Source organism: Pseudomonas sp. Marseille-Q0931 (assembly GCF_940789645.1).
In the GTDB taxonomy this organism is placed as follows: Bacteria; Pseudomonadota; Gammaproteobacteria; order Pseudomonadales; family Pseudomonadaceae; genus Aquipseudomonas.
Map to the genome: position 1 here is coordinate 110,099 of NZ_CALNWT010000010.1, position 23,246 is coordinate 133,344.

Annotated in this window: 22 protein-coding genes; 14 read left to right on the top strand and 8 right to left on the bottom strand. The window is 64.5% G+C overall.

Translation table 11 applies throughout. The features are described 5' to 3' along the window. Positions 1–23: 23 nt before the first annotated feature. Entirely contained in the window at positions 24–1,274 is a 1,251-nt protein-coding gene (locus tag P3C50_RS16605) for a murein hydrolase activator EnvC family protein (RefSeq protein WP_275546814.1), read from the bottom strand. A gap of 164 nt (positions 1,275–1,438) precedes the next feature. Then, positions 1,439–2,971, bottom strand: coding sequence for a 2,3-bisphosphoglycerate-independent phosphoglycerate mutase (gpmI, locus tag P3C50_RS16610; protein ID WP_275546815.1), 1,533 nt, complete (start codon positions 2,969–2,971; stop codon positions 1,439–1,441). 147 nt (positions 2,972–3,118) lie between these two features. On the opposite strand from gpmI, the gene P3C50_RS16615 reads away from it, so the two are divergent. The 3 genes from P3C50_RS16615 to secB are packed head-to-tail and all read left to right on the top strand — an operon-like array spanning position 3,119 to position 4,306. Next, the gene (locus tag P3C50_RS16615) at positions 3,119–3,532 is read left to right on the top strand and encodes a rhodanese-like domain-containing protein (RefSeq protein ID WP_197859257.1); all 414 of its coding nucleotides are present in this window, start codon (positions 3,119–3,121) and stop codon (positions 3,530–3,532) included. Between the two features lies 1 nt (position 3,533). After that, positions 3,534–3,794, top strand: coding sequence for a glutaredoxin 3 (grxC, locus tag P3C50_RS16620; RefSeq protein WP_275546816.1), 261 nt, complete (start codon positions 3,534–3,536; stop codon positions 3,792–3,794). 26 nt (positions 3,795–3,820) lie between these two features. Further along, entirely contained in the window at positions 3,821–4,306 is a 486-nt protein-coding gene (secB, locus tag P3C50_RS16625) for a protein-export chaperone SecB (protein WP_275546817.1), read from the top strand. Between the two features lie 1,066 nt (positions 4,307–5,372). Here the strand turns inward: secB and trmL are convergent. After that, positions 5,373–5,834, bottom strand: coding sequence for a tRNA (uridine(34)/cytosine(34)/5-carboxymethylaminomethyluridine(34)-2'-O)-methyltransferase TrmL (gene trmL / locus P3C50_RS16630; RefSeq protein WP_275546818.1), 462 nt, complete (start codon positions 5,832–5,834; stop codon positions 5,373–5,375). On the opposite strand from trmL, the gene P3C50_RS16635 reads away from it, so the two are divergent. Beyond that, the gene (locus tag P3C50_RS16635) at positions 5,833–6,276 is read left to right on the top strand and encodes a hypothetical protein (RefSeq protein ID WP_275546819.1); all 444 of its coding nucleotides are present in this window, start codon (positions 5,833–5,835) and stop codon (positions 6,274–6,276) included. The two genes, trmL and P3C50_RS16635, sit on opposite strands and share 2 nt — an antisense overlap. 324 nt (positions 6,277–6,600) lie before the next feature. On the opposite strand, the gene P3C50_RS16640 is transcribed toward P3C50_RS16635, so the two are convergent. Further along, positions 6,601–8,979, bottom strand: coding sequence for a penicillin acylase family protein (locus tag P3C50_RS16640; protein ID WP_275546820.1), 2,379 nt, complete (start codon positions 8,977–8,979; stop codon positions 6,601–6,603). 120 nt (positions 8,980–9,099) lie between these two features. Here P3C50_RS16640 and P3C50_RS16645 point away from each other — a divergent pair, with 120 nt between their 5' ends. Then, on the top strand, positions 9,100–10,131 hold the full coding sequence (locus tag P3C50_RS16645) for an AraC family transcriptional regulator (RefSeq protein WP_275546821.1): 1,032 nt from the start codon (positions 9,100–9,102) through the stop codon (positions 10,129–10,131). A 177-nt stretch (positions 10,132–10,308) separates the two neighbouring features. Here P3C50_RS16645 and P3C50_RS16650 read toward each other — a convergent pair whose 3' ends face one another. Beyond that, positions 10,309–10,890: a DUF6436 domain-containing protein gene (locus tag P3C50_RS16650; protein WP_275546822.1), complete on the bottom strand. Its 582-nt coding sequence runs from the start codon at positions 10,888–10,890 to the stop codon at positions 10,309–10,311. 123 nt (positions 10,891–11,013) lie between these two features. Between P3C50_RS16650 and P3C50_RS16655 the strand changes: the two genes are divergently transcribed. Beyond that, positions 11,014–11,955, top strand: coding sequence for an alpha/beta hydrolase (locus P3C50_RS16655; RefSeq protein ID WP_275546823.1), 942 nt, complete (start codon positions 11,014–11,016; stop codon positions 11,953–11,955). A gap of 393 nt (positions 11,956–12,348) precedes the next feature. Here the strand turns inward: P3C50_RS16655 and P3C50_RS16660 are convergent, their stop codons facing one another. Continuing rightward, positions 12,349–13,116 (bottom strand): hypothetical protein, encoded by a 768-nt coding sequence (locus P3C50_RS16660; protein WP_275546824.1) that lies wholly within the window; start codon positions 13,114–13,116, stop codon positions 12,349–12,351. A 121-nt stretch (positions 13,117–13,237) separates the two neighbouring features. On the opposite strand from P3C50_RS16660, the gene P3C50_RS16665 reads away from it, so the two are divergent. Next, positions 13,238–13,861 carry a 2OG-Fe(II) oxygenase gene (locus P3C50_RS16665; RefSeq protein ID WP_275546825.1) on the top strand — a complete coding sequence of 208 codons (624 nt, stop codon included), beginning with the start codon at positions 13,238–13,240 and terminating at the stop codon, positions 13,859–13,861. A 16-nt stretch (positions 13,862–13,877) separates the two neighbouring features. Further along, positions 13,878–14,369, top strand: a complete 492-nt coding sequence (locus P3C50_RS16670; protein WP_275546826.1) for a DUF523 domain-containing protein — start codon at positions 13,878–13,880, stop codon at positions 14,367–14,369. 367 nt (positions 14,370–14,736) lie between these two features. Here P3C50_RS16670 and serA read toward each other — a convergent pair whose 3' ends face one another. Further along, positions 14,737–15,966 carry a phosphoglycerate dehydrogenase gene (gene serA, locus P3C50_RS16675; RefSeq protein ID WP_197856749.1) on the bottom strand — a complete coding sequence of 410 codons (1,230 nt, stop codon included), beginning with the start codon at positions 15,964–15,966 and terminating at the stop codon, positions 14,737–14,739. Positions 15,967–16,147: 181 nt separating this feature from the next. On the opposite strand from serA, the gene P3C50_RS16680 reads away from it, so the two are divergent. The 4 genes from P3C50_RS16680 to P3C50_RS16695 all read left to right on the top strand — a co-directional run bounded on the left by P3C50_RS16680 (position 16,148) and on the right by P3C50_RS16695 (position 20,112). After that, on the top strand, positions 16,148–17,539 hold the full coding sequence (locus P3C50_RS16680; RefSeq protein ID WP_275546827.1) for an FAD-binding oxidoreductase: 1,392 nt from the start codon (positions 16,148–16,150) through the stop codon (positions 17,537–17,539). 338 nt (positions 17,540–17,877) lie between these two features. Further along, positions 17,878–18,543 carry a fumarylacetoacetate hydrolase family protein gene (locus P3C50_RS16685; RefSeq protein ID WP_275546828.1) on the top strand — a complete coding sequence of 222 codons (666 nt, stop codon included), beginning with the start codon at positions 17,878–17,880 and terminating at the stop codon, positions 18,541–18,543. Between the two features lie 237 nt (positions 18,544–18,780). Continuing rightward, positions 18,781–19,128, top strand: coding sequence for a NirD/YgiW/YdeI family stress tolerance protein (locus P3C50_RS16690; RefSeq protein ID WP_197856752.1), 348 nt, complete (start codon positions 18,781–18,783; stop codon positions 19,126–19,128). 72 nt (positions 19,129–19,200) lie between these two features. Further along, entirely contained in the window at positions 19,201–20,112 is a 912-nt protein-coding gene (locus P3C50_RS16695) for an SdiA-regulated domain-containing protein (RefSeq protein WP_275546829.1), read from the top strand. Positions 20,113–20,118: 6 nt separating this feature from the next. Here P3C50_RS16695 and cadR read toward each other — a convergent pair whose 3' ends face one another. Then, positions 20,119–20,571 (bottom strand): Cd(II)/Pb(II)-responsive transcriptional regulator, encoded by a 453-nt coding sequence (gene cadR / locus P3C50_RS16700; protein ID WP_197856754.1) that lies wholly within the window; start codon positions 20,569–20,571, stop codon positions 20,119–20,121. A gap of 80 nt (positions 20,572–20,651) precedes the next feature. Between cadR and P3C50_RS16705 the strand changes: the two genes are divergently transcribed. Together P3C50_RS16705 and P3C50_RS16710 are read left to right on the top strand one after the other, a co-directional pair. Next, the gene (locus P3C50_RS16705; protein WP_275546830.1) at positions 20,652–22,853 is read left to right on the top strand and encodes a heavy metal translocating P-type ATPase; all 2,202 of its coding nucleotides are present in this window, start codon (positions 20,652–20,654) and stop codon (positions 22,851–22,853) included. A gap of 10 nt (positions 22,854–22,863) precedes the next feature. Continuing rightward, positions 22,864–23,229, top strand: coding sequence for a DUF3703 domain-containing protein (locus tag P3C50_RS16710; protein ID WP_275546831.1), 366 nt, complete (start codon positions 22,864–22,866; stop codon positions 23,227–23,229). The last annotated feature ends 17 nt before the right edge of the window (positions 23,230–23,246 follow it).

The following is a 23,246-nucleotide window of genomic DNA, read 5'->3' on the forward strand; positions in this document are numbered from 1 at the left end:
GAACTCCTAAATGGATAAGGCGCTTATCCCTGCGCGCGGCACCACTGTGCCGGATCACTCGGGCGACCGTTCTGGCGAATGGCGAAGTACAGTGCCGATGCATCCTGGCCGCCGCTACTGCCGACGGTGGCGATGGGGTCGCCGGCCTTGACCACGTCCCCGGCATTCTTCAGCAGGCTCTGGTTGTGGCCATACAGGCTCAGATAACCATTGCCATGGTCGAGAATGACCAACAGACCGGCGCCACGCAACCAGTCGGCGAAAACCACTCGGCCGCCGTGCACGGCACGCACCTGGCTGCCGGCGGCGGCGCCGATCAGCACGCCATCCCACTTAGTACGAGCGTCGCCGCCGCGAGGGGTTCCATAGCGTGCTACCAATCGGCCATCGACCGGCCATGGCAACTTGCCGCGCGCGCTGGCGAAAGGCCCGCCATAGACAGCGCCTGAGCTGACCAGTGGCCCGCTTTGCTGGCTGGCTTGCTGATTGCCCGGGCGCGCCTGCTCTGCCTTCTGAGCAGCAAGCGCGCGCTTGCGCGCTTCCTCGGCCTCGCGCGCTTGGCGCGCGAGGGTTTCCTCGATGGTCTTGAGTACGCGGCCCAGTTCGGCCTGTTCCTGCTCGCGTGCCTTGAGCCGCTGATCGCGGCTGGCGAAATCACGGTTGAGCTTGGCCAGTGCCTGCTGGCGCTCCTTACGCGCCTCGGCGAGTTTGGCGTGACGTTCATCGAGGCCCGCCTTCTGCGCCTGTAGCTGGGCCTGGTGACTGGTGATTTCCTCTTCGACGTTGGCCAACTGGCGCAGGGTCTCGTTGAACGCGGCGAGCTGCTCGACACGCGCCTGGCTGAGGTAGTCGTAGTAGGTGAGGGTGCGCGAGAACTTTTCCGGGTTCTGCTGGTTGAGCAGCAGCTTGACGTACTCCTGGCGGCCGCTCTGATAGGCGGCGCGGGCCTGGATGGCGATCAGGCGTTGCTGTTCAGTACGCGCGCCCTGGAGTTTTTTTTTCTCCTGATCCAGGCGCTGGATTTCGTCCTCGCTGCCCTTGAGTTCGCGCTGCAGTTCCTTGACCTGGTTTTCCAGGTCGCCCATCTCGGTCTCGGTCTTCTTCAACTGCTGCTGCACGCCGGATTTCTCCTGCTGCAGTTTTTCCAGCAGTTTCTTCAGCTCGGCGACGTCCTGGCGCGCGGCTTCCAGCTGGCGCTGGGTATCGGCGCGCTGATCGGCGATGGCCGGAGCGATCAGGCTGCTGAGCAGAATCAGGGCAAGGATGCGAAGCATGGGCGAGGCGACACCTGGCGGAGTAGCGAATGGCGCTTAGTATGCCTAAAAAAGCAGCGGCAAGCTGCAAGCCGCAAGCGGTAAGAAGAGCGAAAGTGGCGCGTAGCCCGGATGCAACCCGGGGGGCGATCTCCGGATTGCATCCGGGCTACGATTCTTGCGTTCTATTCCAGTTCGACGATGGTCTTGCCGGTCATCTCGGCCGGTTGTTCCAGGCCCATCAGCTTGAGCAGGGTCGGCGCCACATCGGCCAGCACGCCGCCTTCGCGGATGCGCGCCGGACGCTGGCCGACGTAGATGAACGGCACCGGCTCGCAGGTGTGGGCGGTGTGCGCCTGGCCGGTGCATTCGTCTTCCATCTGCTCGACGTTGCCGTGGTCGGCTGTGATCAGCGCTTCGCCGCCGACCTTCTCCAGCGCGGCGGTGATGCGGCCGACGCAGCTGTCGAGGGTTTCCACGGCCTTGACCGCAGCCTCGAACACGCCGGTATGGCCGACCATGTCGCCGTTGGCGTAGTTGACGATGATCACGTCATAACGCTGGTTTTCGATGGCATCGACGATCTTGTTGGTGACTTCCGGCGCGCTCATTTCCGGCTTCAGATCGTAGGTGGCGACGTCCGGCGACGGAATCAGGATGCGCTCTTCGCCCTCGAACGGCTCTTCGCGGCCGCCGGAGAAGAAGAAGGTGACGTGGGCGTACTTCTCGGTCTCGGCGATGCGCAGCTGGGTCTTGCCGTTCTTCGCCAGGTATTCGCCGAGCACGTTGGTCAGGGCTTCCGGGGCGAAGGCGCTGGGGGCTTTGATGCTCGCCGCATACTGGGTGAGCATGACGAAGCCGACCTGCGGCGCACGCTTGCGCTCGAACTCCTTGAAGTCGGGTTCGACGAAGGCGCGGGTCAGTTCGCGGGCGCGGTCGGCGCGGAAGTTCATGAATACCACGGCGTCGCCGTCCTCGACCTGCACCGGCGCGCCGATGGTGGTGGCCTTGACGAACTCGTCGCTCTCGCCGCGCTCGTAGGCGGCCTGCAGGCCGTCGGTGGCGCTGGCGGCGTTGAACTGGCCGGCACCGTCGACGATCAGGTGGTAGGCCTGCTCGACGCGGTCCCAGCGGTTGTCGCGGTCCATGGCGAAGTAGCGGCCGGTGATGCTGGCGATGCGGCCCTTGCCGAGGCGGGCGAAGGCGGAGTCGAGCAGCTCGATGGACGGTTGCGCGCTTTTTGGCGGGGTGTCGCGGCCGTCGAGGAAGGCATGCAGGTAGATCTTCTCGGCGCCGCGCTTGGCGGCCAGTTCGGCCATGGCGACGATGTGATCCTGGTGGCTGTGCACGCCGCCGTCGGAGAGCAGGCCGAGGATGTGCACGGCCTTGCCGGCGGCGACGGCCTTGTCCACGGCCTGGTTGATCGTCGCGTTATCGAAGAATTCGCCGTCGCGGATCGCCTTGGTCACGCGGGTGAAGTCCTGGTAAACCACGCGACCGGCGCCGAGGTTCATGTGGCCGACTTCGGAGTTGCCCATCTGCCCGTCCGGCAGGCCGACGTCCATGCCGCTACCGGAGATCAGGCCGTGCGGGTAGGTGGCGCGCAGGCGGTCGTAGACCGGCGTGCTGGCGGCGTGGATGGCGTTGTATTCGGGGTTGTCGCTGTGACCGAAGCCGTCGAGGATGATCAGGACCAAGGGTTTTGGCGTGGCACTCATTAAACTGGCTCGCTCTGCGTCTGAGGGGGCAAGGGAACAGCCCGGCATTTTAGGGCCAAGCGCCTGGCGCGTCACTGCCAGACGGGGTTTGGCCGACCTGTGGGGCTGTGTATACTGGCCGGCATTTTACCGTCCTGGGCCATATAGATGTTCGCCAACCTGATTGAATTCATCATTAATCACTACGTCCTGGCAGGAATGTTCGTCGTTCTGCTGGTGCTGCTGATCGTCACCGAAATGCGCAAGGGCGGGCAGAGCCTGTCGAGCCGCGAACTCACCGCGCTGGTCAACGGCGACAAGGGCGTGGTGCTCGATGTGCGCGCGCAGAAGGACTTTTCCGCCGGCCATATCGTCGGCTCGCTGCACATCCCTTATGACAAGGTGGTTGCACGTATCGGCGAACTGGAAAAGCACAAGGCCAAGACCATCGTCGTCGTCGACGCCATGGGTCAGCACGCCGGCAGTATCGCTCGCGAGCTGAAGAAGGCCGGCTTCACCGCCGCCAAGCTGTCCGGTGGCATCGCTACCTGGCGCGGCGACAACCTGCCGCTGGTGAAGTGATATGAGCCACGTTGTCATCTACTCCAGCGACTGGTGCCCCTATTGCATTCGTGCCAAGCAACTGCTGACCAGCAAAGGGGTGGACTTCGAAGAAATTCGTGTCGACGGGCAGCCGGCCATCCGCGCAGAGATGACCCGCAAGGCCGGGCGCACCTCGGTGCCGCAAATCTGGATCGGCAGCACCCATGTCGGTGGCTGTGACGACCTCTATGCCCTGGAGCGCGCCGGCAAGCTCGACGCGCTGCTCAAGAGCTCCGAATAATCCCGCTATTTAAGGAAGACAAGGCCATGACCGAACAAGCAAACAATCCAGCTGCCGCCGCTGACGAGCAGAGCCCGCAATTTTCCCTGCAGCGCATTTACGTCAAGGACCTGTCCTTCGAAGCGCCGAAGAGCCCGGAAATCTTCCGTCAGGAGTGGACGCCGAGCGTCGGTCTGGACCTCAACACCCGCCAGAAGGCCCTGGAAGGAGACTTCCATGAGGTGGTGCTGACTCTGTCTGTGACCGTGAAGAACGGCGAAGAGGTCGCCTTCATCGCTGAAGTGCAGCAGGCCGGTATCTTCCTGATCAAGGGCCTCGACGCCGCCTCGATGAGCCACACCCTCGGCGCCTTCTGCCCGAACATCCTGTTCCCGTACGCCCGTGAAGCGCTGGACAGCCTGGTGACCCGCGGCTCGTTCCCGGCCCTGATGCTGTCGCCGGTGAACTTCGACGCACTGTACGCCCAGGAGCTGCAGCGCATGCAGCAGGCCGGCGAGACCACGGCTCAATAAGCCGCCTCTGGTTTCAGGAAACGCCGTGATTGCATCAAGCAATCGCGGCGTTTTCATTTGTGCATCGGCGTGGGTGAGTCCATGTCCGCGGATCGGGGCAGAAAGCTTCGCGGTCAAGACCGCTCCCGCAAGGTTCGCGCAAGCCGGTAGTCCGGAAGGCAAGCCGCGCCAGGCCGTTTTTGTGGGAGCGGACTTGTCCGCGAGTCGGGGTGGGAAAGCTTCGCGGTCAAAACCGCTCCCACAGGGTTCGCGCAAGCCGGCAGTCCGGCAGGCAAGCCGCGCCAGGCCGTTTTTGTGGGAGCGGACTTGTCCGCGAATCGGGGCGGGAAAGCTTCGCGGTCAAGACCGCTCCCACAGGGCTCGCGCAAGCCGGTAGTCCGGAAGACAAGCCGCGCCAGGCCGTTTTTTGTGGGAGCGGACTTGTCCGCGAATCGGGGCGGGAAAGCTTCGTGGTCAAGACCGCTCCCACAGGGTTCGCGCAAGCCGGCAGTCCGGAAGACAAGCCGCGCCAGGCCGTTTTTGTGGGAGCGGACTTGTCCGCGAGTCGGGGTGGGAAAGCTTCGCGGTCAAAACCGCTCCCACAGGGTTCGCGCAAGCCGGCAGTCCGGAAGATAAGCCGCGCCAGGCCGTTTTTGTGGGAGCGGACTTGTCCGCGAATCGGGGCGGGAAAGCTTCGCGGTCAAGACCGCTCCCACAGGGCTCGCGCAAGCCGGCAGTCCGGAAGACAAGCCGCGCCAGGCCTTTTTGTGGGAGCGGACTTGTCCGCGAGTTGGGGCGGGAAAGCTTCGCGGTCAAGACCGCTCCCACAGGGTTCGCGCAAGCCGGTAGTCCGGAAGGCAAGCCGCGCCAGGCCGTTTTTGGGGGAGCGGACTTGTCCGCGAGTTGGGGCGGGAGAGCTTCGCGGTCAAGACCGCTCCCACAAGGTTTGCGCAAGCCGGTAGTCCAGTAGGCAAGCCGCGCCAGGCCTTTTTGTGGGAGCGGACTTGTCCGCGAATCGGGGCAGGAAGCTTCGCGGATGAGTCCGCTCCCACAGAATGCCGCTGCGTCAACCTGTGGGAGTGGCTTCTCAGCTGCCTGCGAAACCGTTCTGCCGCCAGGCCTCGTACACGGTGACGGCTACGGTATTGGACAGGTTCAGGCTACGGCAACCCTCGCGCATCGGCAGGCGTACGCGCTGCTGTGGCGGCAAGGCGTTGCGCACCTCTTCCGGCAGGCCACGGCTTTCCGGGCCGAACAGGAAGGCGTCGCCGGGCTGGTAAGCAATCTCGTGGAACGGCTGCGAGCCCTTGGTGGTGAAGGCGAACAGGCGTGGCTGGCCGAGGGATTCAAGGCAACTCTGCAGGTCAGGGTGGCGCTTGAGCGTGGCGTATTCGTGATAATCCAGGCCAGCACGGCGCAGGCGCTTGTCGTCCAGCTCGAAGCCCAGCGGCTCGATCAGGTGCAACTGGCAGCCGCTGTTGGCGCACAGCCTGATAATGTTGCCGGTATTCGGTGGAATTTCCGGTTGAAAGAGGATGACGTGAAACATGCAGCACTCCGAGCACTGGGACGAGCGCCATTCTACGCCGCCGGAAGATCCGCGGCCGCGTTTGCGCTGGCGTTTTATGGCGTCGGTGATGCTGATCGCCTTTCTCGTCGGGTTGATGCTCGGGCGTCTGTTCGATCCGCCACGTTTGCATATCGAGGAGATCGAGCCCTGGGAACAGGGGCTGCAGCTCTCGCTCAACCGCGAGCCGCAGGCACAAAGCGAGCATATCGACGGCGCCCTGGTGTATCGCTACGAGGATGCCTATGGGCGAGTGCGTGCTGGCCAGCTCCAGCTACCGCTGGGTCTGGTGAACTGGCGCCTGGAACGTGACGGACGGGATCTGCTGCTGGTGCTGGTGTCAGCTCGCCCGCTGGACGGGGAGTGGCGCGGTGCGTGGGAGGATGGACGTTGGCGTGCGCGCCTGGCGCTGCGTCCCAAATAAAGAGGGGATTCCCCGGCCTGCCTGTACCAAGGTCCCCGAAACGGGTGGCGCCGTGCTCGTTGACCGAGCCGTGGCGCACTGCATGACGCGTTGTCGCGTTGAATAAAGAAGGGGATTCCCCGGCCTGCCTGTACCAAGGTCCCCAAAACTGGGATTGCCTTAGCATATGCAGGTGGTGTGCCAATTTTATTACCGAAGCGGCAAGGCCGCGATTTCTCTGGGCTCCAGGCCCTCGGGCGAGGGCCACGGCGCCAATTGCGGCGCCGTGGTGCACCAGCGTGCAGCGCGGTGCACCGCAGGTGCACCACACCGCAGTTAGGCGCGTCAGCGAGGCAGCAGCTTCAGCGTGCCCTGGCTGTTGGCTTTGATGTCGGCTTCGCTCAAGTGCTGCGGCTGATACTCGCCAGCCACATGGACAGCGGCCTGATCGCCATAGTGCCTGTCGAAAGGTACGCCGCTCTGGCCCACGGGAACGCCGCCCAGGGCGTTGCCTGCGTCACCCAGGTCGACCAGGCGTCGGGTCGAGGGACCATAGACCACGGGCCAGGGCGCCGGGCCGATCTTGTGCGACAGGTTATTCGGCGTTTCATGGCCGCCAGGCGCGGCCAACGGGCCGACGTTGAGCAGCCAGGCCAGCGGCTGCTGCTGGCCAAGCGGATGGCTGTGAGTGAGGGTGTGGCCACGGCCCCAGGCCCACGCTTCGACATCGTCGCCAAAAACGCTGCGCAGGTGCTCCAGGCTGGCGCGCCAGGCCTCGGCGACGATCTGCGCGCGGCTCTCGCGCTGCTCGCTACCCTGGCGATTCCACCAGGGCGAGTCGGCATTGGCGGTCAGGCGCGGCAGCGCAGTGTCGAGCGCGCGGGTTTGCAGCAGGCTGTCGAAGAACACCTCGCCCAGTTCGTCGGCCATGGCTTCGTGGGCGAGTTGATAGGTCAGCTGGTTGAACAGGGTGGCCGCCACGGAATCGAGTGCGTGGTCGCCATTCCACTGCGCCAGTTGCTCCACCAGCGCGCGCTCCTGATCGTTCGCCGCTGCGCTGCGCAGTTCGTCGAGAATCGGCGCAAGCAGGCGTGGGCCGTAGCCGGTGCCTGGATCGAGCTGCAGCGCCTGGCTGTTGTGCGTATCCCATTTCACCGAGGCATCGCTCAGGTGCTGGTTCAGGCGTTGGCCGCGATCAGGCAGGTTGTAGTAGCCGGGAATCTCGATACCGCTGGCCGGCACGGGCTGGTAGTTGGCCGAGAGGATGTAGCCGCGCTGCGGATTCTCCTCCTGCGGGTTGGCGCTGAAGGGGTGATAGCCGAGCTTGTCGGCATCACCGCTGGCGCCGTCGAGAATGAAGGTCGGGTTGACGCCTTCCGGGCGCAGCGGCAGCTTGGCCGCGGCCCACCAGCCGATATCGCCGCCGGCGTTGGCCCAGATCACGTTGAGCCCGGGTGCCTCGATCTTCTCGACCGCAGCGCGGGCCTTGTCCAGGCTGTCGGCACGGTTGAGCTGGTAGAAGGCATCGAGCATAGGGTTGTCGGTTTCGAGGAAGGCCCACCACATGGCGATCGGCGTGCTGCCGGTGGTCTGGCCCAGGGCATCGTTGATGATCGGCCCGTGCGGCGAACGGCGCAGAGTGATCTGCACCGGCTCGGCGTCCTTGACGCGGATGGTTTCCGTGCGTTGCTCGAGGTCGACCCAGCCGCCCTGGTACCAGACCTGATTGGGGTTGCCCGGGTTGACTCGCTCGGCGATCAGGTCGAGGTCGTCGTTCTGGAACATGGTCAGGCTCCAGGCGAAGTCGCGGTTATGCCCGAGCATGGCGCTGGGAATCAACGCATGGTGGTAGCCGTACAGCTCGTAGCCGGGTGCCTGCAGATGCGCTTCGTACCAGACGGCCGGCAGCGAGAAGCGAATGTGCGGGTCGCCGGCCAGCAACGGCTTGCCGCTGGCGGTGCGGCTGCCGGAAACGGCCCAGGCGTTGCTGCCCTCGAACTGGGGCAGGCCGGTGCCCTCCAGGGCGCCGTTGCTGAGCTGGGCGAGGGCGGATAGGTCCTGCCAGTCGCTGGCGGCGAGGGCGGTACCGACCACACCCTGCGGGTGCCAGTCGAGATCGAAGAGCTTGAGGTAGTCGGCGCCCAACTGGTCGCGGATATGGGTCATCACCGGCTCGGTGCGCAGGGCTGCAGCGAAGCTGTAGGCCATGTAGCCGGCGACGCTGAGGGTGTCGGCGATGGTGAAGGGGCGCGGCTCGATGCCCAGCAGGTCGAACTCCAGCGGGTGCGGGCGGCTGGCCTGGTACTGGTTGACCCCTTCGAGGTAGTGCTGCAGGGCCTGGGTGGATGGGCTGTCCGCGTCCAGGCGCGCGGCGTAGGCGTCGGCATGACGGCCGATTTCCAGGGTGCGGAACAGGCGGTCGGTGGGCACCAGCTTCTCGCCGAGCACCTCGGCCAGTTCACCGCGCGCCAGGCGCCGCAGCAGCTCCATCTGGAAAAGGCGATCCTGGGCGTGGACGAAACCGAGGGCGCGGTACATGTCCGCTTCATCTTCGGCGTGGATATGCGGCACGCCGCGTTCGTCGTAGTCGACAGTGACCGGTGCCTGCAGCGCGCCGAGCACCAGCTCGCCGTCGCGTTGCGGTTGTTTGTCGTGCAGGTACCAGGTCAGGCCGCCTGCGGCTGCGGCAATCACCAGCGCAAGGGCGGTCAGGGAACGTTTCATCCAGCGATCCTTATTGTTGTGAGGCAAGCGTGCAGGCATTTTGCTCAGGCGCATACGTATCGGCATTGACCATATGCCTCAATGCTGAAAGTCTATGGTCAATACATATTCGAAGCCGCCATGACCGATAACGCATTCGTTGCCCTGACCCATTCCTCGACCCTGCGCCGGCTGCTCTACGAGGCCCTGGCTGCGCTGGGGTTCGATCCGACCGATACCTACCGCCGTGCCTATGCCGGTGTGCCGCTGGCGGCGCCGCTGCTGGAAGCGCGCGAGGAGCACGACAACGCACCGCGCTTCTGGCAGGCGTTGGAAGGCATCAGCGGCGATGTCGACATCGGCCTGCATCTGGGCGAGAGGATGCAGCCGCGGCCGATGGATGTGGTCAGCTACCTGTTGCTGGCGGCGCGCGATCTTCGCCAGGGCCTGCAGGCCTTCGTGCGCTTCCAGCACATCCTCTCCGGTGGTTTTGCTGCGCGCTTGGAGGAGCAGGGCGATGAAGCGCGCCTGGTGATCGATCTCAACTACCGCGAAGTCGGCTCATTGCGCCAGCAAATGGAATGCCTGGCGGTGCTGCTTAGCAAGATGCTGGCCGCGGCTGCCGGCGGCGAGCTGCCGCTGGTGGGCGTCGAGTTTCGCCACCGGGCGCCGCGCAAGCTCGCCGAGCATCGCCGTCTGCTCGGCGTCGAGCCGCGGTTCGCGCAGCCGCACGATGCGCTGATTCTGCCGCGTGCACTGCTTTCGCGGCCCTCGCGCAGCGCCAACCCGCGGCTGTTCGATGTGCTCAGCGAGGAGGCCGAGAAGCAGTTGGCGGAGCTGGTGGAGAACCAGTTGCTGGTGCGGGTGCGCTACTGGCTGGAGGTCAATCTGGGCAATGCGACCTGCAGTCTGGAGGCCTGTGCGCTGGCTCTGGGTAGCAATCGCAGTGCCTTGCAGCGGGCCCTGAGCGAGCAGGGCAGCAGCTTTCGTACGTTGCACGATGAAGTGCGCCGTTTGCGTGCGCTGCGCCTGCTCGATCAGGGCCTGGGCGTCCGCGAAGTGGCACGAGCCTGCGGTTTCGCCGAACTGTCGCCGTTCTACCGCGCCTTTCGCCGCTGGCAGGGCGACACGCCACGTGGTTTGGTGGCGCGCCACGGATTGACTAGCGGTTGAGGCGCTTTCGTAAGATGGGTTAGCCGCCTGTCGCAATTATCAGTCGACTCGCCATATCAGCTGCGGTGTAACCCACCGCCGGCGCAACGCGATCTACCGCCTGGTGGGTTACGCGACGCACTACCTGCGCGGCGCCTGTGCGATTTGCCACGAGCGTCGCTAACCCACCCTGCGGGGTCATTCGGCGTCGGGTTCGGCCCACTCACAGAAGCAGCCCACCGCCAGGGTGTTGCTGGCGTCCACCTTGCGTCCGGCTGCCAGCGCTTCGAGTATGGGTTCGATGAAGCTGTTGCTCGAGTTGCACACCAGGCCTTCGCTGTAAGGGCCAAAGTAGGCCAGTCGGCCCTGCCTGTCCCAGATCGCGACGGCGGGGCTGGCCGGCAGGTTGGCGCTGCCGGGCAGTTCGCCCAAGGGCTGCAGCGCAGCCAGTTCGGCGGGCAGGCGGCCCTGGCTGCCGGGCTTTTGTACGACATGGAACTGCACGCCTTGCGGGGCATAGTGTTCGATCAGCTCGGCGAGATGCTGCTGGTTGCCGACGTTGCACGGGCAGGCCGGGTCCCAGAAGTGCACCAGGCGGATCGCGCCGGGTCCGCTCAGCTCGGCGGGCAGCTGCAGCTCGGCGCCGGAGAACACTGCTGCGCGCTCGTCGAAGGTGCGCAGGTAACGCGTTTCGAACCAGCGGTAGGCCAGCGCCAGACCGACCAGCGAGGCCAGGGTGAGCAGGGCAATGAGCAGGTTCTTGCGGGACAGGCGGGGCATGATCGGGCCAGGTAAAAAAGGGCGTGTAGCTTGCCACGATGCGCCTGGCAGCTGAATATCGCAGCATTCGAGGAGTTGTCGCGGGGATCGCCCAACATTCGCCCGCAATTGATGGGAAGCCTTATGTCAGAGCCGTTTCAGCCCGATCAACTACGCCCTCTGCTGCGACCCTTGGCCGCAGCACGCCTGGATTTGCCCGCACTGCAGGCCTATCGCAGTTTCTACGGTTTCGACCTGGCTGCGCGCTTTGCCGGTCTGGACAACCGCCTCGGCAGCTTCAATGCCGCCGGCTACCAGATCGCCGTGCAGCTGTGGGCACCGGCCGAGCCGCAGGGCACGCTGTTGTTGCTGCACGGCTATTACGATCACATGGGCCTTTACCGGCACGTGGTCGACTGGGCGCTGGGCATGAATTTCGCCGTGCTCGCCTGCGACCTGCCGGGGCATGGCCTGTCCAGCGGTGCACGCGCCAGTATCAGTGACTTCGCCGAATATCAGCAGGTTCTCGGCGGTTTGTTCGAGCAGGCCAGCGAGCTCGGGCTGCCACAGCCCTGGCATTTATGTGGCCAGAGCACGGGCGGCGCGATCCTACTGGATTATCTGCTCGCCGATGGCAAACGGCCGGAGCTGGGGCAGAGCATCCTCCTCGCGCCGCTGGTGCGGCCGCGTGCCTGGGGCTGGTCGAAGCTCAGCTATCGCCTGCTCAGCCCTTTCGTGCGCGAGATCCCGCGGCGCTTCAGCGACAACTCCAGCGACGCCACCTTCATCGATTTCGTGCACAACCTCGACCCGCTGCAGCCGCGCAGCCTGCCGACCTCCTGGGTCGGTGCGTTGGCTCAGTGGGTGCCGAAGATCGAGGCGGCCGGGCGCAGTGAACACAGCCCGCTGATCATTCAGGGTGAGGCGGATATGACGGTGGACTGGCGCTATAACCTCGAGGTCCTGCAGGACAAGTTCCGCCAGCCCGAGGTTCTGCGCCTGACCGAGGCGCGCCATCATCTGGCCAATGAGAACGAGGCGCTGCGGCGGCGCTACTTCGATTTCCTGCGCGAGCGACTGGCGTGATTCTTTGCGGCCTCAGGTAGGAGCGGATTTATCCGCGATGGGCGTTAGTGCCGGAACCGCTGGGATCGCGAATAAATTCGCTCCTACAGGGGCGTCGCATGATCGCCGGTGGCGACGACACCTTGGCCATGTGCTGCCAGGTAGGAGCGGATTTATCAGCGATGGACGTTAGCGCCGGAACTGCAAGAATCGCGAATAAATTCGCTCCTACAAGGGGGCATCGCATTTCAGCTCCTGCGGCGAAGGCTCCGTGGTCATTTGCTGCCAGAAAAGGTAGGAGCGGATTTATCCGCGATGGACGTTAGCGCCGGAACTGCAAGAATCGCGAATAAATTCGCTCCTACAAGGGCGCGTCGCGTTTCAGATCTCCTGAGGCCCCGCTCACGCTGGCTTTCAGATGCCCTGGGGTGCGGGCTCCAGCTCATTGGTGCTCATGCCCACCGCCAGGCCGGCACGCAGCGATTGCAGGGCGGCCTGGTAATAGGCCTTGCCGGCGTCGGACTGGGCGAATTCGACGAACTGCTCCAGTTCCGGGTCGCTCAACTCGCGGTAGACGTGCAGCAGGGTGTTGTCGAGGTCCTGCTCGATCTGCGCCATCACGCGCTCGCGCTGGCCATTGAGCAGCCCCTGGGCCTGGCCGCCGCCAAGCAGGCCGGGGATCATCTGGCTGAGGCTGTCGGCCGCCACGCCGGCCAGTGCCAGGCTGACTTCGGCGCCGGCCTCCTTGGCGGGAATGGCCTGGGCCAGGTGACGAATCAGCAGGCGACGGGTGGCGTCGGCGTCGGTGCGCGGCAGGCCGTTGGCGTACTTGGCCAACTGATCGCTGCGGGTAGCCAGCGTCTCGGCGGCGACGATCTTGCGACCCAGCGCAGATTCGAAGAAGGCCAGCGCCGGCTGCGGGTCGGCCAGCTCCACGCGTAGGCTATTCTGCGCGCGCTGATCGATGGCGGCAGCGGCGAAGCGGCGGTTGCTGTTATCCACCAGTGCCTGGAACACCGCCGGTGGCAGTGTGCTGCGGTAGCGCTGCTGGGCGGCGTCGAGTGCCTGGTTGAAATGTTCGCGCTGTTGCGGCCAGCCTGCAGCCTGGTACAGGCGCAGGTGATCGTCGGCCAGGGCCGGCCAGCTCAGGCCAATCAGCAACAGGGCAAACAGAACGCGCATCGAGAACTCCTTGGCAAACTTTCCCAGCCGGCCGCAGGCTGCTGCGGCCGGTTATTTTCGGTGGCTGACAGGGGCTTGTCGAGCTATGTCTAGCGGCCATCCGGCGCTGTACAATCGCCGCATGACCGAACCCTGCCAGCAAGACATCTTTTCCAACCTTATAGACGACCTCGCCAGCCAGGGCTGGTCGCAACGGGCGTTGTTCGCCCCTGAGATTCTGACCCGCGAACTGGCCAGCGAGTGCCGTAAGCGTGAGCGCAGTGGCGAGCTGAGCGCGGCCAGTGTTGGCCGTGGCAGCGCCCAGCAGGTGCAGGAGGGCATTCGCGGGGATCGTATCCAGTGGCTGGAGCCAGGCGAGAGCGAGGCCTGTGACCGCTATATGCAACTGATGGACGACCTGCGCCAGACGCTGAATCAGCAGCTGTTTCTCGGGCTCGAGGATTTCGAGTGCCATTTCGCCTGCTACGAGCCGGGCGCTTTTTACCTGCGCCATCTCGACCGCTTCCGTGACGATGATCGGCGCACGGTCTCGGCGGTGCTGTACCTGAACGACAACTGGCAGGCCGAACAGGGCGGCGCGCTGCGCCTGTACCTGAGTGACGGGCGCGAGCATGACGTGCTGCCGCAGGCGGGCACCCTGGCGCTGTTTCTTTCCGGAGAGATGCCCCATGAGGTGCTGCCCGCCACCCGCGAGCGGCTGTCGCTGACAGGCTGGTTCCGGCGCCGCGGCACGGACGTTCTCTGAGCGCGGGAGGGAGTCGATGCACAAGATACTGGTCAGCCGCTGCCTGCTTGGGCATCGGGTGCGCTACGACGGTGGCGCCCATGGCCCCTTCGATCTGCTCCAGCAATGGCTGGACCAGGGCCGGGTGGTAGCGCTGTGCCCGGAGGTGGCAGGTGGTCTGCCGACACCGCGCCCGCCAGCGGAGATCCAGGGCGGCCAGGGCGGCGCAGTGCTGGACGGCCGGTTGCCGGTGCTGACCATCGACGGCGACGACGTTACCGCCGCGTTCGTCGACGGCGCCGAGCAGGCGCTGGCCTTGGTGCGCGAGCATGGCATCCAGCTTGCCCTGCTCAAGGCGCGCAGCCCATCGTGCGGCAATCTGGAGAACTACGACGGCAGCTTCAGTGGCGTGCGGGTGCCGGGCGAAGGCGTCACCGCGGCCTTGTTGAAGCGAGCCGGGATCAGGGTGTTCAACGAAACGCAGCTCGGTGATGCGGCTGCCGAGCTGGCGCGGTTGGAGCAGGCTTGATGTAGCCCGGATGCAATCCGGGGCATGAAACTGTCGCGGCCTTTAGCCGGTGCGCACGGCGCACCCTAGGATTACAAAGGCTGCGCCAGTGCCGGGCGAGGGCGTCACCGTGGCCTTGTAGGAGCGAGCTCTGCTCGCGAACAGATGCTTCGCGAGCAGAGCTCGCTCCTACAATTGCCCGCCGACAAATCGCGGGCAAAGAAAAAGGGAGGCCGAGGCCTCCCTTTTTCATTTCTACATACCACCGGGCTCGCGAGCTAGAGCGAGACAAGGCGGGAGCGACCGCGGAGAGCGGAGTTTACGTCAGTAAATGAGCATCTCCGAGGTCGTTCCCAACGCCGTATCGCCGACGCGCAGCAGCTCCGGCTTAGAACAATACGCGGCTGCGGATGGTGCCGTTGACCTGCTGCAGTTTCTCCAGCGCCAGGTCGGAGTAATCGGCGTCGACGTCGATCACCACGTAGCCGACCTTGTCGTTGGTCTGCAGGAACTGGCCGGAGATGTTGATGCCGTTGTCGGCGAACACCTTGTTGATCTCGCTCATCACGCCCGGCACGTTCTCGTGGATGTGCAGCAGGCGGTGCTTGCCCGGGTGCGCCGGCAGGGCGACTTCCGGGAAGTTGACCGAGGACACGGAGGTACCGTTGTCGCTGTACTTGACCAGCTTCTCGGCGACTTCCAGGCCGATGTTGGCCTGCGCTTCGGCGGTGGAACCACCGATGTGCGGGGTCAGGATCACGCGATCCAGGCCACGCAGCGGGCTTTCGAACTCCTCGTCGTTGGACTTGGGCTCGACCGGGAATACGTCAATGGCGGCGCCGATCAGGTGCTCGTCCTTGATCGCCTGAGCCAGGTGGTCCAGCTCGACCACGGTGCCGCGTGCGGCGTTGATCAGGATGCCGCCCTTCTTCATGGCGCGGATTTCCTTCTCGCCGATCATCCACTGGGTGGATGGCAGCTCCGGTACGTGCAGCGAGACGATGTCGCACAGGCCCAGCAGCTCGTACAGGTCGCCGATCTGCGTGGCGTTGCCCAGCGGCAGCTTGGTCACGGTGTCGTAGAAGAACACCTGCATGCCCATGGCTTCGGCCAGTACCGAGAGCTGGGTGCCGATGGAACCGTAGCCGATGATGCCCAGCTTCTTGCCCCGGATCTCGAAGGAGTTGGCTGCCGACTTGATCCAGCCTCCGCGGTGGCAGGAGGCGTTCTTCTCGGGAATGCCGCGCAGCAGCAGGATGGCCTGGGCCAGTACCAGTTCGGCTACCGAACGGGTGTTGGAGTAGGGCGCGTTGAACACGGCGATACCGCGCTCGCGGGCAGCGTCCAGGTCGACCTGGTTGGTGCCGATGCAGAAGCAGCCGACGGCGACCAGTTTCTTCGCGCAATCGAAGACCTCGGCGGTCAGCTGGGTGCGCGAGCGGATGCCGATGAAGTGCGCGTCGGCGATCTTCTCTTTCAGCTCTTCACCTGACAGCGCGGTCTTGAGGTACTCGATGTTGCTGTAGCCGGCGGCCTTCAGCGTGTCTACGGCATTCTGGTGGACGCCTTCGAGAAGAAGGAACTTGATCTTGCTCTTGTCGAGAGAGGTCTTGCTCATCGGAGTACCTGTTGTCCCAGGGGTGTTTTCAGGGAAGGGCCGAGAAACTCAGCCAGCGCCCGCAGATCGCTGCATGGCTCGATTCACGGGGTGCGTATGCTAGCATGTTCGCCTTTTTCAATGCTCGGTTGCGACCTGAATGGTTCTCAGGGCGACCATGAATCCTTTGAGAGTTCCGTAGATGACCACCCCCGCCCAGATCGAAGAGCTGAAGACCCTGGTTGAGCCCGGCAAGGTGCTGACCGATGCCGATTCCCTGGAAACCTACGGCAAGGACTGGACCAAGCAGTTCGCTCCGGCGCCTTCGGCCATCGTCTTCCCCAAGACCACCGAGCAGGTGCAGGCCATCGTGCGCTGGGCCAATCAGCATCAGATCGCCCTGGTGCCGTCGGGCGGTCGCACCGGCCTGTCCGCCGCTGCGGTGGCGGCCAATGGCGAGGTGGTGGTGTCGTTCGACTACATGAACCGCATCGTCGAATTCAACGAATACGACCGCACCGTGGTCTGCCAGCCGGGCGTGGTGACCAAGCAGCTGCAGATGTTCGCTGAAGAGAAGGGCCTTTATTACCCGGTGGATTTCGCTTCAAGCGGTTCCAGTCAGATTGGCGGCAACATCGGCACCAATGCCGGCGGAATCAAGGTGATTCGCTATGGCATGACCCGCAACTGGGTCGCCGGCCTGAAGGTGGTCACCGGCACCGGCGAGCTGCTGGAGCTGAACCGCGACCTGATCAAGAACGCCACCGGCTATGACCTGCGCCAGCTGTTCATCGGCGCCGAAGGCACGCTGGGCTTCGTCGTCGAGGCCTCCATGCGCCTGGAGCGCGCGCCGAAGAACCTCACCGCGATGGTGCTCGGCACGCCGGATTTCGATTCGATCATGCCGGTGCTGCACGCCTTCCAGGGCAAGCTCGACCTGACCGCCTTCGAATTCTTCTCCGACCGCTGCCTGGAAAAGATCCTCGGCCGTGGCGACGTGCCGGCACCGTTCGAGAGCCGCACGCCGTTCTACGCCCTGCTGGAGTTCGAGGCGCTGAACGAAGACGTGGCCAACGAAGCCTTGGCGACCTTCGAGCACTGCGTCGAGCAGGGCTGGGTGCTCGATGGCGTGATGAGCCAGAGCCAGCAGCAGCTGGAAAACCTGTGGAAACTGCGCGAGTACATCTCCGAGACCATCAGCCACTGGACGCCCTACAAGAACGACATCTCCGTGACCGTCGGCCAAGTGCCGGCCTTCCTCAAGGACATCGACGACATCGTTTCGGCCAACTACCCGGATTTCGACGTGCTCTGGTACGGCCACATCGGTGACGGCAACCTGCACCTGAACATCCTCAAGCCCGAAACGCTGGCCAAGGAAGACTTCTTCGCCAAGTGCGCGGTGGTCAACAAGTGGGTGTTCGAGATTGTCGACAAGTACAACGGCTCGATCAGCGCCGAGCATGGCGTTGGCATGACCAAGCGCGACTACCTGCAATACAGCCGCTCGCCAGCCGAGATCGCCTATATGAAGGCAATCAAGGCAGTGTTCGATCCCAACGGCATCATGAACCCCGGCAAGATTTTTAACTAAGAGGGCTGCGCCGGCATAAGGGGTAGCAAGGCTGGAGCTGTGTGAACCGCTCCAGCCAACCCCTGGGGCCCTTGGTGGGAGCGGACTTGTCCGCGAAGCTTTTGCTCTTTGAAGCCTGCCTGGCGGTTTCCCTGTAAAATTGCCGACATGCTCACCTGATCGATCCCGGCCATTCATTCGCGGACAAGTCCGCTCCCACAGGTGGGGCTGTGTCCGGCGCGACACCGCGCAGCATTCAGGCTTCGCTAAGCGCTAACTCCGGCAGCATCTTTCGTATTAAGGTACGGCTCCGGCCACAAGCCGCGATGCCCACAATACGAACAACACAGGAGTCGGTGATGAGCTATCAGCACCAGTACGTCGACGGTACCACCGTCCACTTCCCGCTCGGCAAGGTCGTCTGCATCGGCCGCAACTACGCCGAGCACGCCAAGGAACTGAACAACCCGGTGCCCAGCGAGCCGTTGCTGTTCATCAAGCCGGGCTCCTGCGTGGTGCCGCTCGATAGCGGTTTCAGCATTCCCGATGATCGCGGTTCGGTGCACTACGAGGCCGAGATCGCCGTGCTGATCGGCAAGCCACTGTCATCGAGGCCCGACGCCGAGGAAGTGCGCGACGCCATCAGCGGCTTCGCCCCGGCGCTGGACCTGACCCTGCGCGACGTGCAGGCCAAGCTCAAGGAGAAGGGCTACCCCTGGGAAATCGCCAAGAGTTTCGATGGTGCCTGCGTGCTGGCGCCCTTCGTGCCGGGCGATGCCATCGAGGACCTGGCCGACATCGGCATTCGCCTGGCCATCAATGGCGAAACCCGCCAGGACGGCAACAGCCGCGACATGCTCAACCCCATCATCGCCATGATCCAGCACATGGCCGGGCATTTCGCCCTGCAGCCGGGCGACGTGATTCTCACTGGCACACCGGTCGGCGTCGGTGCCCTGAACAAGGGCGACGAGCTGGAGCTGGAGCTGGTCGGCCACAGTCGCTTCAGCAGCCGTGTGCTGTAAGCGCTCGTAGACGCGGCGGGCTCGGTACAGATCACCCCCTGGGCGTTGGGGCGTCAGGCAGCCCTGCCAGAGACGACGAGGACAGCGTCTCGTCGTCGTTTCACTCCGTCTTCAGCGAACCGGTACCACTGCCAGCGAGTGATGGCGGATTCAGCTTGGCTTAAGCGGCGATTCAGTCTGGCTTCAGCTAGCGGCACTAATCTGACCCCGTCACTTACGAACAACGAGGTTCACACCATGAAACGTACCGCTCTCGCTCTGATGGTTCTGCCGCTGCTCAGCACTGCCGCTTTCGCCACTGGCTACACCGGCCCGGGCGCCACCCCGCAGGTCACCACCGTGTCCGCCGCGCTGGAAGCTGCCGACGATACTCACGTGGTACTTGAAGGCCAGATCGTCAAGCGCCTGCAGGACGAGCTCTACGAGTTCAAGGACGCCACCGGCACCATCCAGGTCGAGATCGACGATGAAGACTGGCCGGGTCAGCAAGTTTCGGAAACCGCCAAGGTGCGTCTGACCGGTGAAGTCGATAAGGACTTCAACAGCCGCGAGATCGATGTGGATCGCGTCGAGCTGATCAACTGATCGCGATGTCCCCAGCCCGCCCGCCACGTGAGTTCGTGGCGGGCTTTTTTGTGTTAGTCAGAGTAATCCACCATGCGTCGTCTGCTCTCCATCAATCCCTGGCTGTATCTGCTGTTCTTCGTGCTGGTGCTCACCGCTGTCCTGGGCCAGCAGTACCGGCTGTTCGAAAGAGCCTGGTTCTCCGTGCAGGAATGGCAGCATGGCGCGCAATGGCGCGGGCAGTCGTTGTGGCTGGGTGACTACCGCGTGGTAATCGAGGCCAAGCCCATCGCCGATATCAGCGACGTCTCGGCGCTGACCTACGACCCGGACCGGCGCAGCCTGTTCAGCGTCACCAACAAGCCGGCCAAGGTGATCGAGCTGAGCCTGCAGGGCGACCTGCTGCGCACCATCGACCTCGAAGGGTTTGGTGATCCCGAGGCCATCGAATATGTGGCGCCTGGCATCTATGTGATTGCCGATGAGCGCGAGCAGCGCCTGGTCAAGGTGCGTATCGATGGTGCCACGCGGGTGATCGATGCCGCCGACTTCCAACAGCTTTCGCTGGGTATCGGTCGTAACGGCAACAAGGGTTTCGAAGGTCTTGCCTACGACGCGCAGAACCAGCGCCTGCTGGTGGCCAAGGAGCGCGACCCGGTGCGCATTTTCGAAGTGCTCGGCTTCCCGCATGTCGATGACAGCAAGCCGCTGGCGCTGCAGGTCAATACCGATCCCAAGCGCGATGCGCGGCTGTTCGTGCGCGACCTCTCCAGCCTCGACTTCGATACGGCGACCGGTCATCTGCTGGCCCTGTCGGACGAATCGCGCCTGGTGATCGAGCTGAATGCCGCAGGCAAGCCGGTCAGCACCCTGTCACTGCTGCGCGGCCAGCATGGCCTGCAACACAGCGTGCCGCAGGCCGAGGGGGTGGCAACGGATGACGCGGGCAATCTCTACCTGATCAGCGAACCGAATCTGTTCTACGTCTTTCGCAAGCCGCAGTGACTGCCCTCAGTGCGAGTGGCTCTTGCCGACGTGGGTATGGCCATCATCGGGCAAGGGCTGCACGCCGCCGCTGACATTGAGCTGGCGCAGGATGCCGCAGTCCTCTGCCTCCTGCGGGCCATTGCAGCGGTCGCGCAGTTCGCTTAGCTGGTCGCGCAGTGCCAGCAGACTGGTGATGCGCGCCTCCACGTGCTCGATATGTTCGTCCACCAGGCTGTTGATGCCGGCGCAGCTCTCATGGGGCAGGTCGCGCAGGGCCAACAGCCGCTGGATTTCTTCCAGGGTCATGTCCAGCGTCCGGCAATTGCGGATGAACACCAGGCGCTCCAGGTGCTCGTCGCCGTACAGGCGGTAATTGCCTTCGCTTCGCGCGGGCGCCGGCAGCAGCCCCTCGCGCTCGTAATAGCGCACGGTTTCCACCTGGCAGCCGGCCTTCTTCGCCAATTCACCGATTTTCATGCGATCGCCTCCGTGGGTGCTTGACCCTATAGTGACTACAGGGTGTGTACTGCGCAACAGAGACCTGACGGAGACTTGCCATGAGCCGCTGCTGCGATCACTCGCACCAAAAGCCACCCACCCGCCACGAGCATGACCATGAACCGGCGCCTCAGGCGTCCGTGGTCGAGCCGCTAGACGGGGCAGTGACCACCCGCATCCGCATCGAGCAGATGGACTGCCCGACCGAGGAACGCCTGATCCGCGATGCGCTGGGCCGGCTGCCTGGCGTGGCGGGCCTGCAATTCAATCTGCTGCAGCGCGTGCTCGTCGTCAGCCATGACGAAGGGGCGCTGGCCCAGGTGGTGCCTGCGATCCAGGCGCTGGGCTTCACCCCGCAAGTGGAGGATCAAGGCGCTGCTCAACAGCCGGCCGCCGCGCCGGCGAAGAAGCCCTGGTGGCCGCTTGCGCTGGCCGCAGTGGTGGCCACCGCTTCGGAGGTAGTGCATTTCGCCGCGCTCGGGCCGGACTGGTTGGTGGCCATGCTGGCCCTTGCTGCCATCGGTCTGTGTGGGCTGAATACCTACAAGAAGGGCTGGATCGCCCTGAAGAACCGCAACCTCAACATCAACGCCCTGATGAGCATCGCCGTGACGGGTGCAGTGCTGATCGGCCAGTGGCCGGAGGCGGCGATGGTGATGGTGCTGTTCACCCTGGCCGAGTTGATCGAGGCGCGTTCGCTGGATCGGGCACGCAACGCCATCCGCGGCCTGATGGACCTGGCGCCGCCGCGCGCCATGGTCAAACAGACCGACGGCAGCTGGCTGGAAGTCGACGTGCAGGCCATCGCCCTGGGCGCCGTGGTGCGCATTCGTCCGGGCGAGCGTATCAGCCTTGATGGCGAGGTGGTCGGCGGCAGCTCGACGGTCAACCAGGCGCCGATCACCGGAGAAAGCCTGCCGGTGGAAAAACGTGCGGGCGATCCCGTTTTCGCCGGCACCATCAACGAGGCAGGTTCGCTGGAGTTTCGCGTGACTGCCGCGGCGCGCGACACCACGCTGGCGCGCATCATCCATGCGGTAGAGGAGGCGCAGGGCTCGCGTGCACCGACCCAGCGCTTCGTCGACCAATTCTCGCGCATCTATACCCCTGTGGTCTTCGCCTTCGCCCTGGCGGTGGCCGTATTGCCGCCGCTGCTTAGCGGTGGCGCCTGGTTCGACTGGGTCTACCGCGCTCTGGTGTTGCTGGTAGTGGCCTGCCCCTGTGCGCTGGTGATTTCCACTCCGGTGACCATCGTCAGCGGCCTGGCGGCGGCGGCGCGCAAGGGCATTCTGATCAAGGGCGGCGTGTATCTGGAGAATGGCCGCCACCTGGCCCTACTGGCGCTGGACAAGACCGGCACCCTGACCCGCGGCAAGCCGGTGCAGACCGACAGCCTCCACCTACTGGAGGTGGAAGAGTCCGTGCATGCGGTTTGGGCGGCGAGCCTGGCCGCGCGTTCCGACCACCCGGTTTCCAGGGCGCTGGCCCTGCGGGCTGAAGAACAGGGGCAGACACTGCTCGACGTCGAGGACTTCGAAGCGCTGCCGGGGCGCGGCAGCAAAGGCCGTATCGCTGGCAGGCTGCTGTATATGGGCAATCACCGCCTGGTCGAAGATCTCGGTCTCTGCTCGGCGCAGTTGGAGCAGCGCCTCGAAGCACTGGAGCGTCAGGGCAAGAGCGTGGTGGTGCTGTGTGACGAGCAGCGTGCGCTGATGCTCTTCGCCGTGGCCGATACGGTGCGCCAGACCAGCCGCGAGGCTGTCGCCGAGCTGCACGGGCTGGGCGTGCGTACCTGCATGCTCACCGGTGACAACGCCCACACTGCGGCGGCCATCGCCGAGCAGGTCGGCGTCGATGAGGCGCGCGGCGACCTGCTGCCGGCGGACAAGCTGGCCTGGATCAAGGCGAGTCAGGCGCGCGGCAAGGTGGTCGGCATGGTGGGCGATGGCATCAACGACGCGCCGGCGCTGGCCAGGGCCGAGATCGGTTTCGCCATGGGCGCCGCTGGCACAGATACGGCGATCGAGACGGCAAATGTCGCACTGATGGACGACGATCTGCGCAAGATCCCTGCTTTCGTCCGTCTTTCCCGGCAGACCCACGCGATCCTGCTGCAGAACATCGTTCTGGCGCTGGGCATCAAGGCGATCTTCCTGGGCATGACCCTGGCGGGCGAGGCGACCATGTGGATGGCGGTGTTCGCCGACATGGGCGTCAGCCTGATGGTGGTATTCAACGGCCTGCGCCTGTTGCGCAAATAAGGAAGCTGCCATGCACATGAAGTTGCAAGAAGCCATCGACGAAGCCTTTGACCAGGCGCTGCACGAACTGGCGGCCTGTCGCAGCGCCGAAGCGCTGATCTGGCTGGAGCGGGCGCACATCCTCACCCAGCGTCGCCCATGGCTGCATGCACGTTCACATTGGCTGATGCTGCGCGCCGGCTGGCAACAAGGCGATATGCGTGAGGTGCTGGGGCAAGTGCCGCGCATCCTGGCGGCGCTGCTGTTCTCGCGCATCTGGGTACCCGTCGGCAACACCGGACGGGCGCGGGTCAGTGCCTTTCAACCGATGCCGGTCACTGAGGATTTACAGGCATTGCTGGCATCTGAACGTCAGCAGCGAGTGCCGGAAGCCTAGGCATCCGGCACTCGCCT